The organism is Streptomyces toxytricini (genome assembly GCF_014649915.1).
GTDB classification, from domain to species: domain Bacteria; phylum Actinomycetota; class Actinomycetes; order Streptomycetales; family Streptomycetaceae; genus Streptomyces; species Streptomyces toxytricini.
The window spans coordinates 204,658-221,851 of record NZ_BMTY01000012.1 but is presented as its reverse complement, the minus strand read 5'-3'; the positions used below and the strand labels follow the sequence as shown (position 1 = coordinate 221,851).

The following is a 17,194-nucleotide window of genomic DNA, read 5'->3' as shown; positions in this document are numbered from 1 at the left end:
GCGTACGTGCGGGGGACGGTCCTCGTCGCGCTCATCGACGCCATCTTCATCGGCCTGGGCATCTACGTCCTGAACGTGCCGATGGCGGTGCCGCTCGCCGTGTTCATCTTCCTCTTCGCCTTCATCCCGCTCGTCGGCGCGGTCGTCTCCGGGGCGCTCGCGGTCGTCGTGGCGCTGGTGACGCAGGGCCCGGTCACCGCCCTGCTGGTGCTGGCCGTGGTGCTGGCCGTCCAGCAGATCGAGGGGCACGTCCTGCAGCCGTTCATCCTGGGCCGGGCCGTACGGGTCCACCCGCTCGCGGTGGTGCTGTCGGTGGCGGCGGGCGGCATGGTCGCGGGGATCGGCGGGGCGGTCGTCGCGGTCCCGCTGGTCGCGGTCACCAACACGGTCCTCGGCTACCTGAAGGCGTACTCGCGCGAGCAGTTCCTGCACGGGGCCGCCGCGGTCGGCCCGGGCCCGCACGGGGCGACGGCAGCGGAGCAGGCCGTGCCGGAGGCCGGCAGTGATCAGCGAGCCTGAACTCGAAGGCGAGTGGGGCGCGGACCGGCCGGCCGGGCAGGAGCGGCCCGCGCAGGCGCCGCCGGAGGAGGGCGACCGGGCCGCCGTACGCCGTCCGCGCGGGCCGTGGGTGTGGGCGCTGGCCGGGGCCGTGCTGGCGTCGGCTGGGTGGGCGGCCGTGCCGGAGCTCCGTGACCGCTACGCGTCGACGCCCCGGATCGCGTACCGGCACGCGGAGAACCTGTGCCGGGAGACGGGCCTGGACACGCTGGTGAAGGCGACCGCGCCCGTGATGACCCGCCACCCCAGCCACCGGGAGGGCACCGCGGTGGACTGGGCGCACTGCGAGCTCTTCACCGAGTGGGAGGAGGGCGGCACCTCCTACCAGATGCAGGTCCTGGTCGAGCTGCACAAGAAGGCGGACCCGGAGGCCGAGTTCGGGCAGGGCACCGGCCTGGTCCGGGAGGCGCCGCCGGCGGCGGCCGCCGCGGAGGTGGCCGAGGTGCCGGGGCTCGGGGAGCGGGCGCTGATGGTGGAGACGACCGCCTTCGCCGACGGGCCGAGGCTCCTGGTCCTCGACGGCGGGGCGGTGTTCACGCTGTCCGTGACCTGGCTCGGGGACATCGACAAGGGCGGCGGCCCGCCCGGGCCGGACGAGGATGCCGTCAAGGCCGCGATGATCGAGGACATGCGCGCCCTGATGGGCCGTCTGCGGAAGTAGCCCGGGAACGCCGGGGCCCCGCAGCCGTCGGACGGCTGCGGGGCCCCTCTCCCTCTACGGGGGCGGCTGCTACTCGGCGGCGAGGGCGGCCTCGGCGTCGAGGGTGACCGCGACGGCCTGGATCACCGAGGCGATCTTGAAGGCCTCCTGGATCGTCTCGCGGTCGACACCGGCCTTGCGCAGCACCTGCTCGTGCGAGTCGAGGCACTGGCCGCAGCCGTTGATCGCGGAGACCGCGAGCGACCACAGCTCGAAGTCGACCTTCTCCACGCCCGGGTTGCCGATGACGTTCATCCGCAGGCCGGCCCGCAGCGTGCCGTACTCGGGGTCGGAGAGCAGGTGGCGGGTGCGGTAGAAGACGTTGTTCATCGCCATGACGGCCGCGGCCGACTTGGCGGCCGTGTACGCCTCGGGCGACAGGGCGGCCTTCGCCTCCGGCTCCAGCTCGCGCAGGACGCGCGGGGAGCGGGCGGCGATGGCGCAGGACAGGACCGTGCCCCACAGCTGCTGCTGCGGCAGGCCGCTGTTGCCGATGACCGAGCCCAGGTTGAGCTTCAGGTCCTTGGCGAAGTCCGGTATCGAGGCCTTGAGGGAGTCGAGGGACATCCGTCACTCACCGGCCAGGAGGGCGCCCGCGTCGAGGGTGTCCTCGCCCTTGTTCCAGTTGCAGGGGCACAGCTCGTCCGTCTGCAGGGCGTCGAGGACCCGCAGGACCTCCTTGGGGTTACGGCCGACGGAGCCGGCGGTCACCATGGAGAACTGGATCTCGTTGTTCTGGTCGACGATGAAGACGGCGCGCTGCGCGAAGCCGTCCGCACCCTGCACGCCGCAGGCCTGCATCAGCTCGTGCTTGGAGTCGGCCAGCATCGGGAAGGGCAGGTCGCGCAGGTCGGCGTGGTCCTTGCGCCAGGCGTGGTGGACGAACTCGGAGTCGCCGGAGACGCCGAGGACCTGGGCGTCGCGGTCGGCGAACTCGTCGTTCAGCTTGCCGAAGGCGGCGATCTCGGTCGGGCAGACGAAGGTGAAGTCCTTCGGCCAGAAGAACACCACGCGCCACTTGCCCTCGTAGGTCTTGTGGTCGATCTGCGCGAACTCCTTGCCGGCCTCGAGCGAGACGCAGGCGGTCAGATCGTAGGTGGGGAACTTGTCACCGACAGTGAGCACGTGCTCTCCTTGCAGCAGGAAAAACGCCCTTTATGGGCGTCTTCCGAGGGGGTTGGACGTATCTCACATGCTGACACAGCTGCATTGATTGCAGAAATAGCTAGTCTTGTGCCGGGTGATCGGAGGTACCTATCAGTGGCGGTCAGTAATAAGGGGACGAAGCAGGCGACGCTCGCGCAGCTGCGCGCCTTCGCCGCCGTCGCCGAGCACCTGCACTTCCGCGACGCGGCCGCCGCCATCGGCATGAGCCAGCCCGCCCTCTCCGGCGCCGTCTCCGCGCTGGAGGAGGCCCTCGGCGTCCAGCTCCTGGAGCGCACCACCCGCAAGGTGCTCCTCTCCCCGGCCGGCGAGCGCATCGCCGCCCGCGCCCGCTCCGTCCTCGACGCCATGGGCGAGCTCCTGGAGGAGGCCGAGGCCGTGCGCGCCCCCTTCACCGGGACCCTGCGGCTCGGCGTGATCCCCACCGTCGCCCCCTACCTGCTGCCGACCGTCCTGTCGCTGTTCCACCGGCGCTACCCCCGCATGGACCTCCAGGTGCACGAGGAGCAGACCTCCTCGCTCCTCGACGGCCTGGCCGCCGGCCGCCTGGACCTGCTGCTGCTCGCCGTGCCGCTGGGCGTCCCCGGCGTCACCGAACTGCCCGTGTTCGACGAGGACTTCGTCCTCCTGGCGCCCCGCGAGCACCCCCTCGCCGGGCGCCGCGGCATCCCCCGCGAGGAGCTGCGCGGCCTCCAGCTGCTCCTGCTGGACGAGGGCCACTGCCTGCGCGACCAGGCCCTGGACATCTGCCGCGAGGCCGGGCGGACCGACGGGGCCGACGTCACCACGACCGCCGCCGGGCTCTCCACCCTCGTACAACTGGTCGCCGGGGGACTGGGCGTCACCCTGTTGCCGCGCACGGCGCTGCGCCTGGAGACCGCCCGCAACGAGCACCTGGCCACCGGATACTTCGCCGAGCCGGCCCCCTCCCGGCGGATCGCCCTCGCGATGCGGACCGGCACGGCCCGCCAGGAGGAGTTCCGGGCCGTCGCCGCCGCCCTGCGCGAGGCGGTCCGCCCGCTGCCGGTCTGGCCCGCCGAGTAGGCCGCCGCCTGCCGCCCGCCGCGGGGGAGCGCGTGCGGCCATTCGTAGGGACTTGCTCGGCGGGCGCGGCAGCTCGCCCGCGGTCCGCGGCCCGGCTGGCACGTTGAGGGGCATCGCTGTCGGTCCTGCTCCCGAAAGGCGCGCCATGCACGCACCCCCCGCAGACACCGCCGCGCTCCCGCCGCAGCAGTCCGGCACGCCCGACCGGGCGGGCCCGCAGTCGGCCGGGGGCCCGCCGGCCGCCGGCCGGGGCGGGCCGCCGCTGTGGATGTGGGCCCTCGTCTCCGGGCTCTTCCTCCTCTACGCCACGCTCTCGCTGCGCACCCACGAGCGGCTGCTGTCGCACAGCTTCGACCTGGCGATCTTCGAGCAGGCCGTCCGCTCGTACGCGGAGGGACGCCTGCCTGTCTCCGAGGTCAAGGGACCCGACTTCCCCGTCCTCGGCGACCACTTCTCCCCGGTCCTCGCCCTCCTCGCCCCCGCCCACCTGCTGTTCCCGTCGGCGCGGACGCTGCTCGTCGCGCAGGCCGCCCTGATCGCGGCGAGCGTCCTGCCGCTCGCGCTGTGGGCGCGGCGGGCGCTCGGCGGCGCCGCGGCCGCCGTCATCGGCCTCGCCTACGGGCTGTCCTGGGGCGTCGCCAACGCGGTGGGCTTCGACTTCCACGAATGGGCCTTCGCCGTCCCGCTCCTGGCCTGCTCCCTTGCAGCCCTCGGCCAGGACCGGCTGCGCGCCGCCGCACTGTGGGCGCTGCCGCTGCTGCTGGTGAAGGAGGACATGGGCGGCACGGTCGCCGCCATCGGCCTGCTGATCGCCTGGCGCGGCGGGCCGGGCCGGCGGCGGCTCGGCCTCGCCACCGCCGCCGCGGGCGCCGCCTGGACGCTGCTCGCCGTCCTCGTCGTCCTGCCCGCCCTCAACCCCGCCGGGTCGTACTTCTACGCCGGCTTCCTCGGCGGATCCGGCGGCGCGGGCGGCGGCTTCACGGCGTTGCTGCACAAGGCGACCCTCGGGCTCGTCACCCCCGGGGAGAAGGCGGTGACGCTGCTGCTGCTCCTCGCGCCGACCCTCTTCCTCGCGCTGCGCTCGCCGCTGCTGCTGGTCGCGGTGCCGACGCTGCTCTGGCGCGGCCTGTCCGACTACGCGCCCCACTGGGGAACCGGCTACCACTACTCGCTCACGGCGATGCCGGTCGTCTTCGCGGCGCTCGTCCACGCCCTGGAGCGGCGCGGCACGTCGGGCGCCGGGCTGCACCGGACCCTGGCGGGCGCGGCGGGCGTCTGCCTGCTCCTGCTCCCCGGGTCCTCGCTGGGCAAGCTGGCCGATCCGGAGATGTGGCGGGCCGACCCGCGGATCGCGGCCGCCCACCGGATGATGGCTCGGATCCCGGACGGCGCGCGGGTCCAGGCCTCCGACGGGCTCGTGCCGCACCTGGCGAACCGGACGGGCGTCAGCCTGTACGGGTGGGCGGCCAGCCGGCCCGATCCCGAGTGGATCCTGGTGGACACGCAGGTCGCGCCGCACCTGCGCTGGCCGCTGAGCGCCCGCGAGGAAGCCCTCGCGCTCGCCCGGGCCCGCGCCGCGGGCTACCGGACGGTGGCCGCCGAGCAGGGCTTCGTCCTGCTCGGCCGCACGTCCCGTACGGGCTGACGGCCGGTCAGGGCCGCGGAGCGTCAGAACCGGGGGAGGAGCGGGGCGGCCGGCCGCGCGGCGGGATGGGGGCGGCGCCGCCCGGCAGCCGCCCCGTCTCGGCCAGGGCGCGCCGCAGCAGGAACTCGATCTGCGCGTTGGCGCTGCGCAGCTCCTCGCCCGCCCACCGTGCGAGGGCCTCGTACACCTGCGGGTCGAGGCGCAGCAGCACCTGCTTGCGGGCGGCGCGGCCGGCGGCCGCCCGCTGCCCGGCCGCCCGCTCCCCGCCGGCCCGCCCGGTGCCGCCGGGGGAGTCGGCGCCGGTCACTGGTAGAGCGTCCCGGTGTTCACGACGGGCTGGGCCGCGCGGTCGCCGCAGAGCACCACCATCAGGTTCGAGACCATGGCGGCCTTGCGCTCCGGGTCCAGTTCCACGATGTCCTCCTCCGTCAGCCGGTTCAGGGCCAGCTCGACCATGCCCACGGCGCCCTCGACGATCTGCTTGCGGGCCGCGACGACCGCGCCGGCCTGCTGGCGCTGGAGCATCGCCGAGGCGATCTCCGGAGCGTACGCGAGGTGGGTGAAGCGGGACTCGACGATGTGCACCCCGGCCGCCTCGACCCGCTCGTGCAGCTCGGCGGCGAGCTTCTCGGTGATCTCCTCGGCGTTGCCGCGCAGGGAGAGGCCGCCCTCGTCGTGGGCGTCGTAGGGGTACTCGATCGCGATGTGCCGGACGGCCGCCTCGGTCTGCGTCTCGACGAACTCGGTGAAGTCGTCCACCTCGAAGACGGCGCGCGCGGTGTCCGCCACCCGCCAGACGACGACCGCGGCCAGCTCGATGGGGTTGCCGTAGGCGTCGTTGACCTTCAGGACGGCCGTCTCGTGGTTGCGGACGCGGGTGGAGATCTTCTGCCGCGAGGTCAGCGGGTTCACCCAGCGCAGGCCGTCGGTGCGGACGGTGCCGCGGTAGCGGCCGAAGAGCTGGACCACCCGGGCCTCGCCCGGGGCCACCGTGTTCAGCCCGCACATCGCCAGCACCGCCAGCAGCGCCAGGACGATCCCCCCGGCGGCCAGGGCCGGTTGGGCGGACGTGCCGTCCCCTTGCACCCCGAGGACGGTGAGGCAGATGCCGGCCGCGACCCCCGCCAGGCCCGCCAGCAGGGCCGGCCCGCCGCCGATGCTGCGCGCCGGGAACTCGCGGATGCCGGTCCCGCCCTCTGTGGTCTTCGTCATGGTATGCCCCGTTCGCTTCCGTGACGGCCCCCCGTGGGCCTAGCAAAGTGATATCACTTTTCGGGGTTTCCGCAACCCTGGGCGGCCGGTGCGCGTCGGTTCCCTTGATGTGGGTGCTGATTCTCACGTCCGAATTGACCAAAATTGGTCAGGCTTGGCAAACCTTTGTCACAACCTCCGGTGTTAGCTTTCAGAGCTGACGTCGGGGGGGAATTCGAGCGGAGCGGGAGCGATGGGCCGAGCAGATGCGCGTAAGGCGCAGCAGCAGCGCAGCGCGCGGCGGTCGCCGCGCGGGCGCGCGGACGGAAAGGGGCGTACCGGCAAGCGGACCGGTATACGCCGCTTCTTCACCTGGAAGAAGATCCTCGGCACCTTCTTCGGGTTGATGCTGCTCGGCATGGCCGCGCTCGTCGGCCTCTACTTCTACGTGGACGAGCCCGACCCCAACGCCGAGGCGACCCTCCAGAGCAACACCTACAAGTACGCCGACGGCACCGTCATGGCCCGCGAGGGCAAGATGAACCGCGAGATCGTCACCCTCGACAAGGTGCCCGAGGAGGTCCAGAAGGCCTTCATCGCCATCGAGAACAAGTCCTTCTACGAGGACCAGGGCGTCGACTTCATGGGCGTCGCCCGGGGCCTGTTCAACACGGTCACCGGCCGCGGCAAGGCGGGCGGCTCGACGATCACCCAGCAGTACGTCAAGAACTTCTACCTGACGCAGGACCAGACGGCGACGCGCAAGGTGAAGGAGCTGGTGATCTCCCTCAAGGTCGACCAGCGCATGGAGAAGCCGGACATCCTCGCCGGCTACCTGAACACCAGCTACTTCGGCCGCGGCGCCTACGGCATCCAGGCCGCCTCCCAGGCCTACTACGGCGTCGACTCCAGCAAGCTCACCCTGGAGCAGGGCGCCTACCTCGCGGCCCTCCTCCAGGCCCCCAGCGACTACGACTGGGCCAACGCGAGCGAGCGCGGCAAGAAGCTCGTCATGATCCGCTTCAACGGCGTCCTCGACAACATGGTCGAGATGGGCGCGCTGGACAAGGCCAAGCGCGACACCCTGAAGTTCCAGGAGCCGATCAAGCCCAAGCCCGCCCCCGGCCTCGAAGGCCAGAAGGGCTACCTGAAGCAGGCCGCGGACGCCGAGCTGCGCCGCCAGACCGGCATGAGCGCGGCCGAGCTCCAGGCCGGCGGCTGGGAGATCGTCCTCAACGTCGATCCCAAGAAGCAGGCCGCGCTGGAGAAGGCCGTCCAGGACGAGCTGGAGTCCAAGCTCGACCGCAAGGACCGCCCCGTCGACGCCTCCGTCCAGGCCGGCGCCACCTCCGTCGACCCCAAGACCGGCGCCATCGTCGCCATGTACGGCGGCACCGGCATGGCCGACCACTGGGCGAGCAACGCCCTGCGCACCGACTACCAGCCCGGCTCGACGTTCAAGCCCGTCGTGCTGGCCTCCGCCCTGGAGACCAAGGCCGTCACCCAGGACAAGAAGCCGATCACCCCGAACGCGCTCTACGACGGCACCAGCAAGCGCCCCGTCGTCGGCAGCAAGATCCCGTTCAACCCGCAGAACCAGGACAACAAGAACTACGGCGACCCGATGATGACGGTGCAGGAGGCCACCAACTACTCGGTGAACTCCGTCTACGCCCAGATGATCGTGGACGTGAAGCCGCAGAACGCGAAGAAGACCGCGCTCCAGCTCGGCATGAAGGACCGCGAGGGCTGGCCCGAGGACAAGCCGGCCATGTCGCTCGGCACGATGAGCGCCAACACCGTCGAGATGGCCGCCGTCTACGCCACCCTCGACAACCACGGCAAGAAGGTCACCCCCTCGATCATCAAGAGCGCCAAGCACAGCGTCCGCGAGTTCCAGAAGGTGGAGTCCGTCGGGAGCCAGGCGATCACCCGCGAGACCGCCGACACCGTGACCAAGGTCCTCACCGGCGTCGTCAACGACGGCTCCGGCAAGGCCGTCAAGAGCTCCGCGTACGAGGCCGCCGGCAAGACCGGTACCACCGAGTCGAACGTGTCCGCCTGGTTCACCGCGTACACCCCCGAACTCGTCACCGTCGTCGCCATGTTCGGCGAGGAGCCGGGCACCGGCAAGCAGGTCACCCTGACCGGTACCGCGGGCGGCGGCCGCGCCGGCGGCTCCAGCTTCCCCGCCGAGATCTGGAAGGCGTACACGCTGGCGGCCCTCAAGGGCGTGGACACCGCGAAGTTCGACCTCTCCGAGGCCGAGATGGGCGCCGTCCAGACGCCGTCGCGCAGCAGCTCCCCGTCGAACTCGCCGAGCTCGACGAGCCCCTCGCCGAGCGGCAGCCAGCTCTCGCCGAGCCCGGACCCGAGCAAGGTCTCGCCGAGCCCGGACCCGAGCAAGAGCTCCGGCAAGCCGGACCCGACCAAGAGCGGCTCGGTCAAGCCGGACCCGACCAAGAGCTCGGCCAGCCCGCCGGTGCTGCCGCCCTTCCAGCAGCAGGACCAGCCGTAAACGGACCGCCGCCCCGCAGCATCAGTGCTGCGGGGCGGCGGCCTTTTCGCGGCGGTCATGCCCCGGTGGTGCGCCGGCGGCGGCGCAGCCCCGTCAGCGGCGGTCGTGCCCGGCGGGCAGCGACAGCTCGAACCACACCACCTTGCCGCTGCTCAGCCGGGTCGCACCCCAGCGCCGGGCCATCCGGTTCACCAGGAACAGGCCCCGCCCGCCCTCGTCGGTCTCGCGGGCGCGGCGCTGCCGCGGCAGCTGCGGGGAGTCGTCGCCGACCTCGCAGCGCAGCACGTCCGTCCGCAGCAGGCGCAGCGTGACGGGCCGCTCCGCGTAGCGGACGGCGTTGGTGACGACCTCGCTGACGAGGAGCTCCACCGAGTCCTCCAGCTCCTCCAGCCCCCAGCGGGTCAGCGCGCGCCGCGCGAAGCGGCGGGCCCGCCCGGGCGCGGTCTCCTCCGGGTCGAGGAACCAGTACGCGACGTCGCTCGGCGCGATCCCGTCGAAGCGGGCGGCGAGCAGCGCGATGTCGTCGTCCCGGTCGCCGGGGCCGAGCATGTCCAGGACGTCGTCGCAGAGGGCCTCCAGCGGCGGCGGATGGTCCAGGCCCGTCAGCTGCGCGGTGGTGGCCAGGCGCTCGCGGAGCTGGTCGATGCCCGTCCACACGTCCCGCAGCCGGGACTCCACCAGCCCGTCGGTGTACAGCAGCAGGGTCGCCCCCGCGGGCGCGTCCAGCTCGACGGCCTCGAAGTCGACGCCGCCGACGCCGATGGGCGCGCCCGGCGGCACCCGCAGCACCTCGGCCCGGCCGCCCAGGTGCAGCAGCACCGGTGGCGGGTGGCCGGCGTTGGCGATGGTGATGCGGTGCGAGACCGGGTCGTAGACGGCGTACAGGCAGGTGGCCATGCGGTCGGAGCCGAGCCGCTGCGCCTGCTCGTCGAGGTGGTGCAGCACCTCGGCCGGCGGCAGGTCGAGCTGGGCCAGCGTCTGCGCGGTGGTCCGCAGCTGGCCCATGATGGCCGCGGACGTCATGGAGTGGCCCATGACGTCGCCGACGACGAGCGCGACGCGGCTGCCGGGCAGGGGTATGGCGTCGTACCAGTCGCCGCCGACGCGGGCCGTCTCCGCGGCCGGCAGGTAGCGCGAGGCGAGCCTGACGCCGGTCGGCTGGGGCAGGCTGTCCGGGAGCATGGTGCGCTGCAGCTCGTCGGCGATGTAGGCCTCGCGGCCGTACAGGACGGCCTTGTCGATGCCGAGGGCGGTGTGCGTGGCGAGCTGGGCGGCGACCAGGAGGTCGTTCTGCTCGAACGCGGGCCGCTCCGGGCTGCGCAGGAACACGGCCGCGCCGATCACGCGGCGGCGGCCGCGCAGCGGGGCCAGGATGGCCCGCCGGCCGCGCGGCAGGGGGTGCCCGGCGCCCAGCAGCTCCGGCAGGGCGTCCTGGGCGCCCGCGGAGGAGCCGAAGACCGGCCGGACGCCGCGGAGCACCTCGGCGAGCGCCCCGCCGGGCATGATCTCGCAGAGCTCGGCGGCGGGCAGGTCGCCCTGCGGGCCCAGCAGCGGCAGCTGGCTGAAGTCGAGTTCGCCGGCGCCCCCCGCGGCCCCGGCGCCCTCGGCTCCGGTCAGGTCGTCGATCGGCCGGAGCCGGTCGGTGCGGCGCAGCCTTAAAACGACCGGGCCGACGGGCCGCTCGTCGCCGACCGGGAGCGGATCGCGCAGGTAGACGAGGATGGCGTCGGAGAACGTCGGGACGGTGGCCCGGCACAGGCCGAGCACGATCTCGTCGAGGTCGATGCCGCGGGCGATCCGGCGCGTCGCGGCGCCCACGAAGCGCAGCCGGTCGCCCTCGCGGCGGGCCGGCGACGCGCCTCCTGCGGCGGCCGGGTCGGCGCCCGCTTCCGCGGCGCCGGCGTCCGGCAGGGGGTCGCAGGCGTCGTCGGGGCCGGGCTGCGGAGGCTGCGGCGCCGCGGCGGTGGCTGCCTCCGGGGCCGGGCCGGCGGCGCCGCCGGGTGCGGTGTCCGGCAGCGCGGGGGCGGGTGCGGCCGCCGCCGAGGCGTTGCGGGCGGCGGCGCCGTCGCGGGTGCGGCGCTGGTGCGGCACGTCGGGGCCGAGGCCCCCGTCCGCGTGGGCGCGCACCGGGCCGGCGCCGGGAGCCCCCGTGTCGCGTACGCCCTCGGCGGCCGGGGCCGGAGCCTTCCCGTGGCCGAGCTCGTCCGCGCAGCCGCCGCCGGACGCGCCGCGGCCCCGCCCGTCCGCGGCTCCGCCGGCCCCGGCGGGCAGGCCCGGGCCGCCCTGGGCCGGTGTCGCGGCGGCCGCGGCAGGCTGCGGGCCCTCCTGCGAGGTGGGGTACTCCGTCACGCGTGGCATTCCGTCCGTCTGCGCTCGATGTGCGCTGCACTCAACTCGGTCAGTCGCGGTATACCCGCTCAGCGGCGGGGGCACCACCGCCCCGCGGTTCCGCGTCCCGCTCGTTACCTCTCTCCGCGTTGACCTCCCGTCAAGTTCCGCGTACTGCGCGTGATTTGCGGCCGGGCGGAAGGTGTGCGGTGCGCAGGGGACCTTGCGGAGGGAGATATTACGGTTCAACCCCGGGGGCGCATCAAGGGTCTCATGAGGTCATATGCGCCGGGGTGCGGTCCCAGTCCCCGGGCAGGGCCGGAACCGTCCATGCCGGATCGGGGCGCCAGTCCTCCCACCCGTCCGAGAACGGCGAGCCCCACGCCTTGACGGCCTCCAGCGCGGCCCGGCCGGCCTCCTGCACCCGGCGGGCCTGCTCCGGGCCCATCAGGCCGGACCGCTGCGCCTGCGCGAACTCGTCCTCGTCGCGCCACGTCCAAGTGCGGTCGGGGTAGACGGAGATGTCGAGGAAGTGGTCGACGGAGTCGACGCCGCCCGACCAGCGCGACCGCGGCTCCTCCAGGTTCACGTACCAGCTCTTGAACCGCCAGCCCGGCTCCCAGAAGAGCCACACCGACCACGGGTCGGCCGGCCGGGCCAGCTTCAGCACGCCGGTGCCGAACCAGCGGGAGCGGACCGTGGTGCGCGGCGCCGTGTAGCGCGTCGCGAGCGGCTCCTCGTGGACGGGCGTGCCGTCGGCCAGGACCGGCTTGACGCACTCGGTGCCGGGAGCCATCCAGACCGCCAGCAGCTCGTCGCTGTCCTCGACCACGGTGACCGGGCGGCAGATGTGGACCGCCCCCGGCAGGCCGCCCGGCGCGTGGTCGCGGTAGCGCCAGAGGACCTGCTCGCCCCGCCGCCACCGGACGCCCTGAGCCTCGCCGCCCCCGCGGCCTGCGGTACCTGTCATGCGCAGATATTAGGGCTGGGGCGGCTGCGGCCGCTGCGGTGCAGGTCACGGAGGGGTTCGCGGGCGGGAAACGACCGGATCCGGCCCCCGGGCCGTCTCCGGCCGCGGCGGTGTCAGGGCCGGGTCATGCGCAGGACGTCGAGGGCCTCGTCGAGCTGTTGCAGGGTCAGGTCGCCGCGGTCGACGTAGCCGGACTCCAGGACCACCTCCCGGATCGTCTTGCGCTCCGCGAGCGCCCGCTTGGCGACCCGGGCGGCCTCCTCGTAGCCGATGTACCGGTTGAGGGGGGTGACCACGGAGGGGGAGGACTCGGCGTACTCCCTGGCCCGCGCCGCGTTGGCGGTGATGCCGTCCACCGTTCGGTCGGCGAGGAGGCGGCTGCCGGAGCCGAGGAGCCGGATCGACTCCAGCAGGTTCCGGGCCATCACCGGCAGCATCACGTTGAGCTCGAAGTTGCCCGCCGCGCCGGCGACGGCGACCGCGGTGTCGTTCCCCGTCACCTGCGCCGCGATCATCAGGACGGCCTCCGGGACCACCGGATTGACCTTCCCCGGCATGATGGAGGACCCCGGCTGCAGATCCGGGAGGTTGATTTCGGCCAATCCCGTGCGCGGGCCGGAGGCCATCCAGCGCAGGTCGTTGCAGATCTTGGTCAGGGACACCGCGATCGTGCGGAGCACGCCCGAGGTCTCCACCAGCGCGTCCCGCGCCCCTTGAGCCTCGAAGTGGTTGCGGGCCTCCGTCAGCGGCAGCCCGGTCGCCGCGGCGACCTCGGCGATCACGGCCTCCGAGAAGCCTGCCGGGGTGTTGATCCCGGTGCCCACCGCGGTTCCGCCGAGCGGCAGTTCGGCCAGCCTGGGCAGGGCCGACTCCAGCCGCTCGATGCCGAGGCGCACCTGGGCGGCGTACCCGCCGAACTCCTGGCCCAGGGTGACCGGGGTCGCGTCCATCAGGTGGGTGCGGCCGGCCTTGACGACCTCGGCGAACTCGGCCGCCTTGCGCTCCAGGGCCAGTTCGAGGTGGCGCAGCGCCGGGATCAGCTCGCGGGTGACGGCGGCCGTCGCCGCGATGTGGATGGACGAGGGGAAGACGTCGTTGGAGCTCTGCGAGGCGTTGACGTGGTCGTTGGGGTGCACGTCCCGGCCGAGGCGCTCGGTCGCCAGGGTGGCGACGACCTCGTTGGCGTTCATGTTGGACGAGGTCCCCGACCCGGTCTGGAAGACGTCCACCGGGAAGTGGTCGTCCCAGCGGCCCTCGGCCACCTCGGCGGCGGCCGCGGTGATCGCCTCGGCGACGTCGTCCGCGATGACGCCGAGGTCCGCGTTGACCTTGGCGGCGGCCGCCTTGATGCGGGCCAGGGCCTCGATGTGGGCGCGCTCCAGGCGCTGGCCGGAGAGGGGGAAGTTCTCCACCGCGCGCTGGGTCTGGGCCCGCCACTTGGCGTGTGAGGGGACCTTGACCTCGCCCATGGAGTCGTGCTCGATGCGGTGGCCGCCGGCGGGGGTGGTGCCGGCCGGGTCCTGGGGGTGTTCGTTCGTCATGTGCGTTGCCTCCTTGACCAGCTGAGCAATCGTCATGTCCGGGGTGTTCCCTTCTCCCCTGACGCTCGGAAGACACCGGCGGTGACGGCGACCTCGGGGAGGCGTACATGACACGTGCGGGTGCGAAACCAGACTCAGATCTACCCCGCCGCCCTCGCGGCGGCCGCGGCCGCCCTCGGGGGCACCGCCGCCGTCACCCCCCTGGCCCACGCGGCGCCGACGGCCGCGGCGGCCGCAACCAGGGCCGGTGGTACGACGCCCCGCGCCGGTCCCTCCACACCGAACTCGCCCGCGGCCCCTGCCCCGACGTCCTCGGCGGCGACCACCGTGCGGGCACCGGCACCGTCCTGCGGAACCCGCGGCGGCGCCGACCGGCAGTGGCTCCGCGGCGGCGCCACCCTGCGGCCCGCCGCCGCCCCGGACCTCTGCCCGACGGCCGCGGGCCGCACCCGCCGGGCCGCCTCCGGCTCTGCGACGGCACGCCGGCCCAGCGCTTCCCCTGGGGCGCCGGCCGCCGGGCCGGCGGGCGGCTCACCGCCGGTCGAGGTACTCCCGTACCTCCCGCGGCCGGTTCGTGATCAGCGTGTCCACGCCGAGGCGCAGGCACAGCTCGACGTCCTCGACCTCGTCCACCGTCCACACCCGCACCCGGAGCCCCTTGGCCTTCAGTCGCCCCACCAGCCCCGGGTCCTTGCGGACGAGGTCGATGCCCGGCCCGGCGTGCCCCGCGAACGGCGGCCGCGGCGCGCGCACCGCCCGCTCGATCAGGTACACCGCGGGCAGCCCCGGCGCCAGCCGGTGCAGCCGCATCAGCGCGGTACGGGAGAAGCTCATCACCTCCACCAGCCCCTCCGCCCCGTCGGCCAGCCCGTGGTCCTTCAGGACCCGCACCAGCTCGGCCTCCAGCCGGCCCCCGGCCCGCGTCGGGTGCTTCGTCTCCACGGCGAGCCCGACGGGCCGGCCCGCGGCCAGGGCCTCCTTCAGCAGGTCCTCGAAGAGCAGCACCTGCGCGCCGCGGTGCCCGGCGCCCTTCCAGGAGCCGAAGTCGAGCGCGGCGAGCTGCTCGTACGTCATGGCCGAGACGATCCCCCGCCCGTCGGAGGTGCGGTCGACGCGCCGGTCGTGCACGCACACCAGCCGCCCGTCGGCGCTGAGCCGCACATCGCACTCCAACGCGTCGGCCCCGTCGGCGATGGCCTGCCGGTAGGCGGCGAGCGTGCGCTCGGGATACTCGTGCGAAGCCCCCCGATGGGCGACGACCCGCACACCACGGGCCCCGGAAAACGCCTGGTACGTCATGCGCCCCACGCTATAGCCCCACCCCCCGAACCCCGGACAGGGCACCATCGACGCATGCCGAACCGCCCCGAACCCCCTCACGGGCCCTGCCCGTCCTGCGGAAGCGACGCCCGCCAGTACGTCGCCGCCAACGGCCGCCCGGCCTGGGAGGCGCAGACGTACTGCACCGCCCCGGACACGGCATTCCTGGCATGCGACCGCGGCTGGGCCCACCCCCACCGCACGTCCGCGCGCTGCTCTCCGCCACGGAAGGCACGGTCCACCTCGCGGTGGGCGGCCCGAACGGCGCCCCCCTGAAGGCGGTCCGCGCCTTCTACGCCCTCACCCTCGACGAACTCCGCACAGCCCGCACAACGGGCCTACGGGCCACCCCTTTCGAAGCCGCCTTCCTCCGCGCCGCGGCCGTTGGCAACGACGAGCCTCCCGCCCCGTGAGGCAAGAGCCCCCGGCGGGTGCCGGGGGCTCTGTGCGGGTGGGGTTTCGCCGTTATGCGAGGCCCGGGCCGCGGACCGGGATGTGGGTGAACGTCGGCTCCGGGGCAGGATTCTGGAAGAAGTCGTTGCCCTTGTCGTCCACCACGATGAACGCCGGGAAGTCCTCCACCTCGATCTTCCAGACCGCCTCCATGCCGAGCTCCTCGTACTCCAGGACCTCGACCTTCTTGATGCAGTCCTGGGCCAGGCGCGCCGCCGGGCCGCCGATGGATCCCAGGTAGAAGCCGCCGTGCGTGCCGCACGCGTCCGTGACCTGCTGCGAGCGGTTGCCCTTGGCCAGCATGACCTTGGAGCCGCCCGCCGCCTGGAACTGCTCGACGTACGAGTCCATGCGGCCCGCCGTCGTCGGGCCGAAGGAGCCCGAGGCGTAGCCCTCGGGGGTCTTCGCCGGGCCGGCGTAGTAGACCGGGTGGTCCTTGAGGTACTGCGGCATGTCCTCGCCCGCGTCCAGCCGCTCCTTGATCTTGGCGTGCGCGATGTCGCGCGCCACGACCAGCGGGCCGGTCAGCGACAGCCGGGTCTTGACCGGGTGCTTCGTCAGCGTCGCGAGGATCTCCTCCATCGGCTGGTTCAGGTCGATGGAGACGACGTCGGACGCGGCGTCCAGGTGCTCGTCGGTGGTGTCCGGCAGGAAGCGCGCCGGGTCCCGCTCCAGCTGCTCCAGGAAGACGCCCTCGGCGGTGATCTTGGCGACGGCCTGGCGGTCCGCGGAGCAGGACACGGCGATGGCGACGGGGCAGGACGCGCCGTGCCGCGGCAGGCGGACCACGCGGACGTCGTGGCAGAAGTACTTGCCGCCGAACTGGGCGCCGATGCCGAGCTTCTGGGTCAGCTCGAAGACCTTCTCCTCCAGCTCCAGGTCGCGGAAGCCGTGGCCGAGGGGGGAGCCCTCGGTGGGGAGCTCGTCCAGGTAGTGCGCGGAGGCGTACTTGGCGGTCTTCAGGGCGTGCTCGGCGGACGTGCCGCCGACGACGATCGCCAGGTGGTACGGCGGGCAGGCCGCGGTGCCCAGCGAGCGGATCTTCTCCTCCAGGAACTTCATCATGGAGGCCTCGTTCAGGACGGCCTTGGTCTCCTGGTACAGGAAGGACTTGTTCGCCGAGCCGCCGCCCTTGGCCATGAAGAGGAACTTGTACGCGCCGCCGTCCGTCGCGTACAGCTCGATCTGCGCCGGCAGGTTCGAGCCGGTGTTCTTCTCGTCCCACATCGTCAGCGGGGCCATCTGCGAGTAGCGCAGGTTCAGCTGCGTGTACGCGTCGTAGATGCCGCGGGAGAGGGCCTCCTCGTCGCCGCCGGCCGTCAGGACGTTCTGGCCGCGCTTGCCCATGACGATCGCCGTGCCGGTGTCCTGGCACATCGGCAGCACTCCGGCGGCCGCGATGTTGGCGTTCTTCAGCAGGTCGAGGGCGACGAACTTGTCGTTCGAGGAGGCCTCGGGGTCGTCGATGATGCGGCGCAGCTGCGCGAGGTGGGCCGGGCGCAGGAAGTGCTGGATGTCGTGGATGGCCTCTTCGGCGAGCTTGCGCAGCGCCTCGGGCTCGACCTTGAGGAACGTACGGCCGTCGGCCTCGAAGGTCGAGACGCCCTCGGAGGTCACCAGCCTGTACGGGGTGGTGTCCTCGCCCAGGGGCAGCAGGTCGGTGTACGCAAACTCTGGCATGACGGCAGTCATCCTCACTCGGCGGGAGCGCTGGCGACCGGATTGGCAGCGCGCAACCAGCGTAGGACCTCGCCGCGGGCGC

General features: G+C 73.3%; 15 protein-coding genes. 6 read left to right on the top strand and 9 right to left on the bottom strand.

Features of this window, described 5'->3' with window-relative positions; translation table 11 throughout:
• Together IE170_RS32675 and IE170_RS17520 are read left to right on the top strand one after the other, a co-directional pair.
• Window positions 1-519: AI-2E family transporter (locus IE170_RS32675; protein ID WP_229884890.1), on the top strand; the 519-nt coding region annotated here is incomplete at its 5' end.
• Window positions 503-1,219 carry a hypothetical protein gene (locus tag IE170_RS17520; RefSeq protein WP_189810315.1) on the top strand — a complete coding sequence of 239 codons (717 nt, stop codon included), beginning with the start codon at window positions 503-505 and terminating at the stop codon, window positions 1,217-1,219. The genes IE170_RS32675 and IE170_RS17520, both read left to right, overlap by 17 nt.
• 69 nt (window positions 1,220-1,288) lie before the next feature.
• Here the strand turns inward: IE170_RS17520 and IE170_RS17515 are convergent, their stop codons facing one another.
• Together IE170_RS17515 and IE170_RS17510 are read right to left on the bottom strand one after the other, a co-directional pair.
• Window positions 1,289-1,825, bottom strand: a complete 537-nt coding sequence (locus IE170_RS17515; RefSeq protein WP_114053954.1) for an alkyl hydroperoxide reductase — start codon at window positions 1,823-1,825, stop codon at window positions 1,289-1,291.
• A gap of 3 nt (window positions 1,826-1,828) precedes the next feature.
• The gene (locus tag IE170_RS17510; RefSeq protein WP_189810314.1) at window positions 1,829-2,383 is read right to left on the bottom strand and encodes a peroxiredoxin; all 555 of its coding nucleotides are present in this window, start codon (window positions 2,381-2,383) and stop codon (window positions 1,829-1,831) included.
• Between the two features lie 135 nt (window positions 2,384-2,518).
• Between IE170_RS17510 and IE170_RS17505 the strand changes: the two genes are divergently transcribed.
• Window positions 2,519-3,466 (top strand): hydrogen peroxide-inducible genes activator, encoded by a 948-nt coding sequence (locus IE170_RS17505; RefSeq protein WP_189810313.1) that lies wholly within the window; start codon window positions 2,519-2,521, stop codon window positions 3,464-3,466.
• A 145-nt stretch (window positions 3,467-3,611) separates the two neighbouring features.
• Window positions 3,612-5,111 carry a DUF2079 domain-containing protein gene (locus tag IE170_RS17500; RefSeq protein WP_189810312.1) on the top strand — a complete coding sequence of 500 codons (1,500 nt, stop codon included), beginning with the start codon at window positions 3,612-3,614 and terminating at the stop codon, window positions 5,109-5,111.
• A gap of 7 nt (window positions 5,112-5,118) precedes the next feature.
• Here the strand turns inward: IE170_RS17500 and IE170_RS17495 are convergent, their stop codons facing one another.
• Both IE170_RS17495 and IE170_RS17490 read right to left on the bottom strand, forming a co-directional pair.
• Window positions 5,119-5,418, bottom strand: coding sequence for a type II toxin-antitoxin system antitoxin (locus tag IE170_RS17495; RefSeq protein ID WP_229884882.1), 300 nt, complete (start codon window positions 5,416-5,418; stop codon window positions 5,119-5,121).
• A complete protein-coding gene (locus IE170_RS17490) occupies window positions 5,415-6,323 on the bottom strand; it encodes an SPFH domain-containing protein (RefSeq protein ID WP_189810311.1) in 909 nt (302 codons plus the stop codon). Before IE170_RS17490 ends, IE170_RS17495 begins: the two co-directional genes overlap by 4 nt.
• 232 nt (window positions 6,324-6,555) lie before the next feature.
• Here IE170_RS17490 and IE170_RS17485 point away from each other — a divergent pair, with 232 nt between their 5' ends.
• Window positions 6,556-8,820, top strand: a complete 2,265-nt coding sequence (locus tag IE170_RS17485; protein ID WP_189810310.1) for a transglycosylase domain-containing protein — start codon at window positions 6,556-6,558, stop codon at window positions 8,818-8,820.
• A gap of 93 nt (window positions 8,821-8,913) precedes the next feature.
• Here the strand turns inward: IE170_RS17485 and IE170_RS17480 are convergent, their stop codons facing one another.
• From IE170_RS17480 to IE170_RS17465, 4 genes are all read right to left on the bottom strand, one after another.
• Window positions 8,914-11,169 carry a SpoIIE family protein phosphatase gene (locus tag IE170_RS17480; protein ID WP_189810309.1) on the bottom strand — a complete coding sequence of 752 codons (2,256 nt, stop codon included), beginning with the start codon at window positions 11,167-11,169 and terminating at the stop codon, window positions 8,914-8,916.
• Between the two features lie 250 nt (window positions 11,170-11,419).
• Entirely contained in the window at window positions 11,420-12,118 is a 699-nt protein-coding gene (fomD, locus tag IE170_RS17475) for a cytidylyl-2-hydroxypropylphosphonate hydrolase (RefSeq protein ID WP_189810308.1), read from the bottom strand.
• 113 nt (window positions 12,119-12,231) lie between these two features.
• Window positions 12,232-13,659, bottom strand: coding sequence for a class II fumarate hydratase (locus tag IE170_RS17470; RefSeq protein WP_189810346.1), 1,428 nt, complete (start codon window positions 13,657-13,659; stop codon window positions 12,232-12,234).
• 531 nt (window positions 13,660-14,190) lie between these two features.
• Window positions 14,191-14,958, bottom strand: a complete 768-nt coding sequence (locus IE170_RS17465; RefSeq protein ID WP_189810307.1) for a glycerophosphodiester phosphodiesterase — start codon at window positions 14,956-14,958, stop codon at window positions 14,191-14,193.
• A 191-nt stretch (window positions 14,959-15,149) separates the two neighbouring features.
• Here IE170_RS17465 and IE170_RS17460 point away from each other — a divergent pair, with 191 nt between their 5' ends.
• On the top strand, window positions 15,150-15,392 hold the full coding sequence (locus tag IE170_RS17460) for a hypothetical protein (RefSeq protein WP_189810306.1): 243 nt from the start codon (window positions 15,150-15,152) through the stop codon (window positions 15,390-15,392).
• Window positions 15,393-15,444: 52 nt separating this feature from the next.
• Here the strand turns inward: IE170_RS17460 and IE170_RS17455 are convergent, their stop codons facing one another.
• A complete protein-coding gene (locus IE170_RS17455; RefSeq protein WP_189810305.1) occupies window positions 15,445-17,112 on the bottom strand; it encodes a fumarate hydratase in 1,668 nt (555 codons plus the stop codon).
• Window positions 17,113-17,194 lie beyond the last annotated feature (82 nt).

Excerpts from the sequence above, each read along its gene's own strand:
- fomD (WP_189810308.1), bottom strand. The coding sequence starts at position 12,118 with ATGACAGGTACCGCAGGCCGCGGGGGCGGCGAGGCTCAGGGCGTCCGG.
- IE170_RS17485 (WP_189810310.1), top strand. The coding sequence starts at position 6,556 with ATGGGCCGAGCAGATGCGCGTAAGGCGCAGCAGCAGCGCAGCGCGCGG.
- IE170_RS17500 (WP_189810312.1), top strand. The coding sequence starts at position 3,612 with ATGCACGCACCCCCCGCAGACACCGCCGCGCTCCCGCCGCAGCAGTCC.
- IE170_RS17465 (WP_189810307.1), bottom strand. The coding sequence starts at position 14,958 with ATGACGTACCAGGCGTTTTCCGGGGCCCGTGGTGTGCGGGTCGTCGCC.
- IE170_RS17470 (WP_189810346.1), bottom strand. The coding sequence starts at position 13,659 with ATGACGAACGAACACCCCCAGGACCCGGCCGGCACCACCCCCGCCGGC.
- IE170_RS17455 (WP_189810305.1), bottom strand. The coding sequence starts at position 17,112 with ATGCCAGAGTTTGCGTACACCGACCTGCTGCCCCTGGGCGAGGACACC.
- IE170_RS17460 (WP_189810306.1), top strand. The coding sequence starts at position 15,150 with ATGCGACCGCGGCTGGGCCCACCCCCACCGCACGTCCGCGCGCTGCTC.
- IE170_RS17515 (WP_114053954.1), bottom strand. The coding sequence starts at position 1,825 with ATGTCCCTCGACTCCCTCAAGGCCTCGATACCGGACTTCGCCAAGGAC.
- IE170_RS17490 (WP_189810311.1), bottom strand. The coding sequence starts at position 6,323 with ATGACGAAGACCACAGAGGGCGGGACCGGCATCCGCGAGTTCCCGGCG.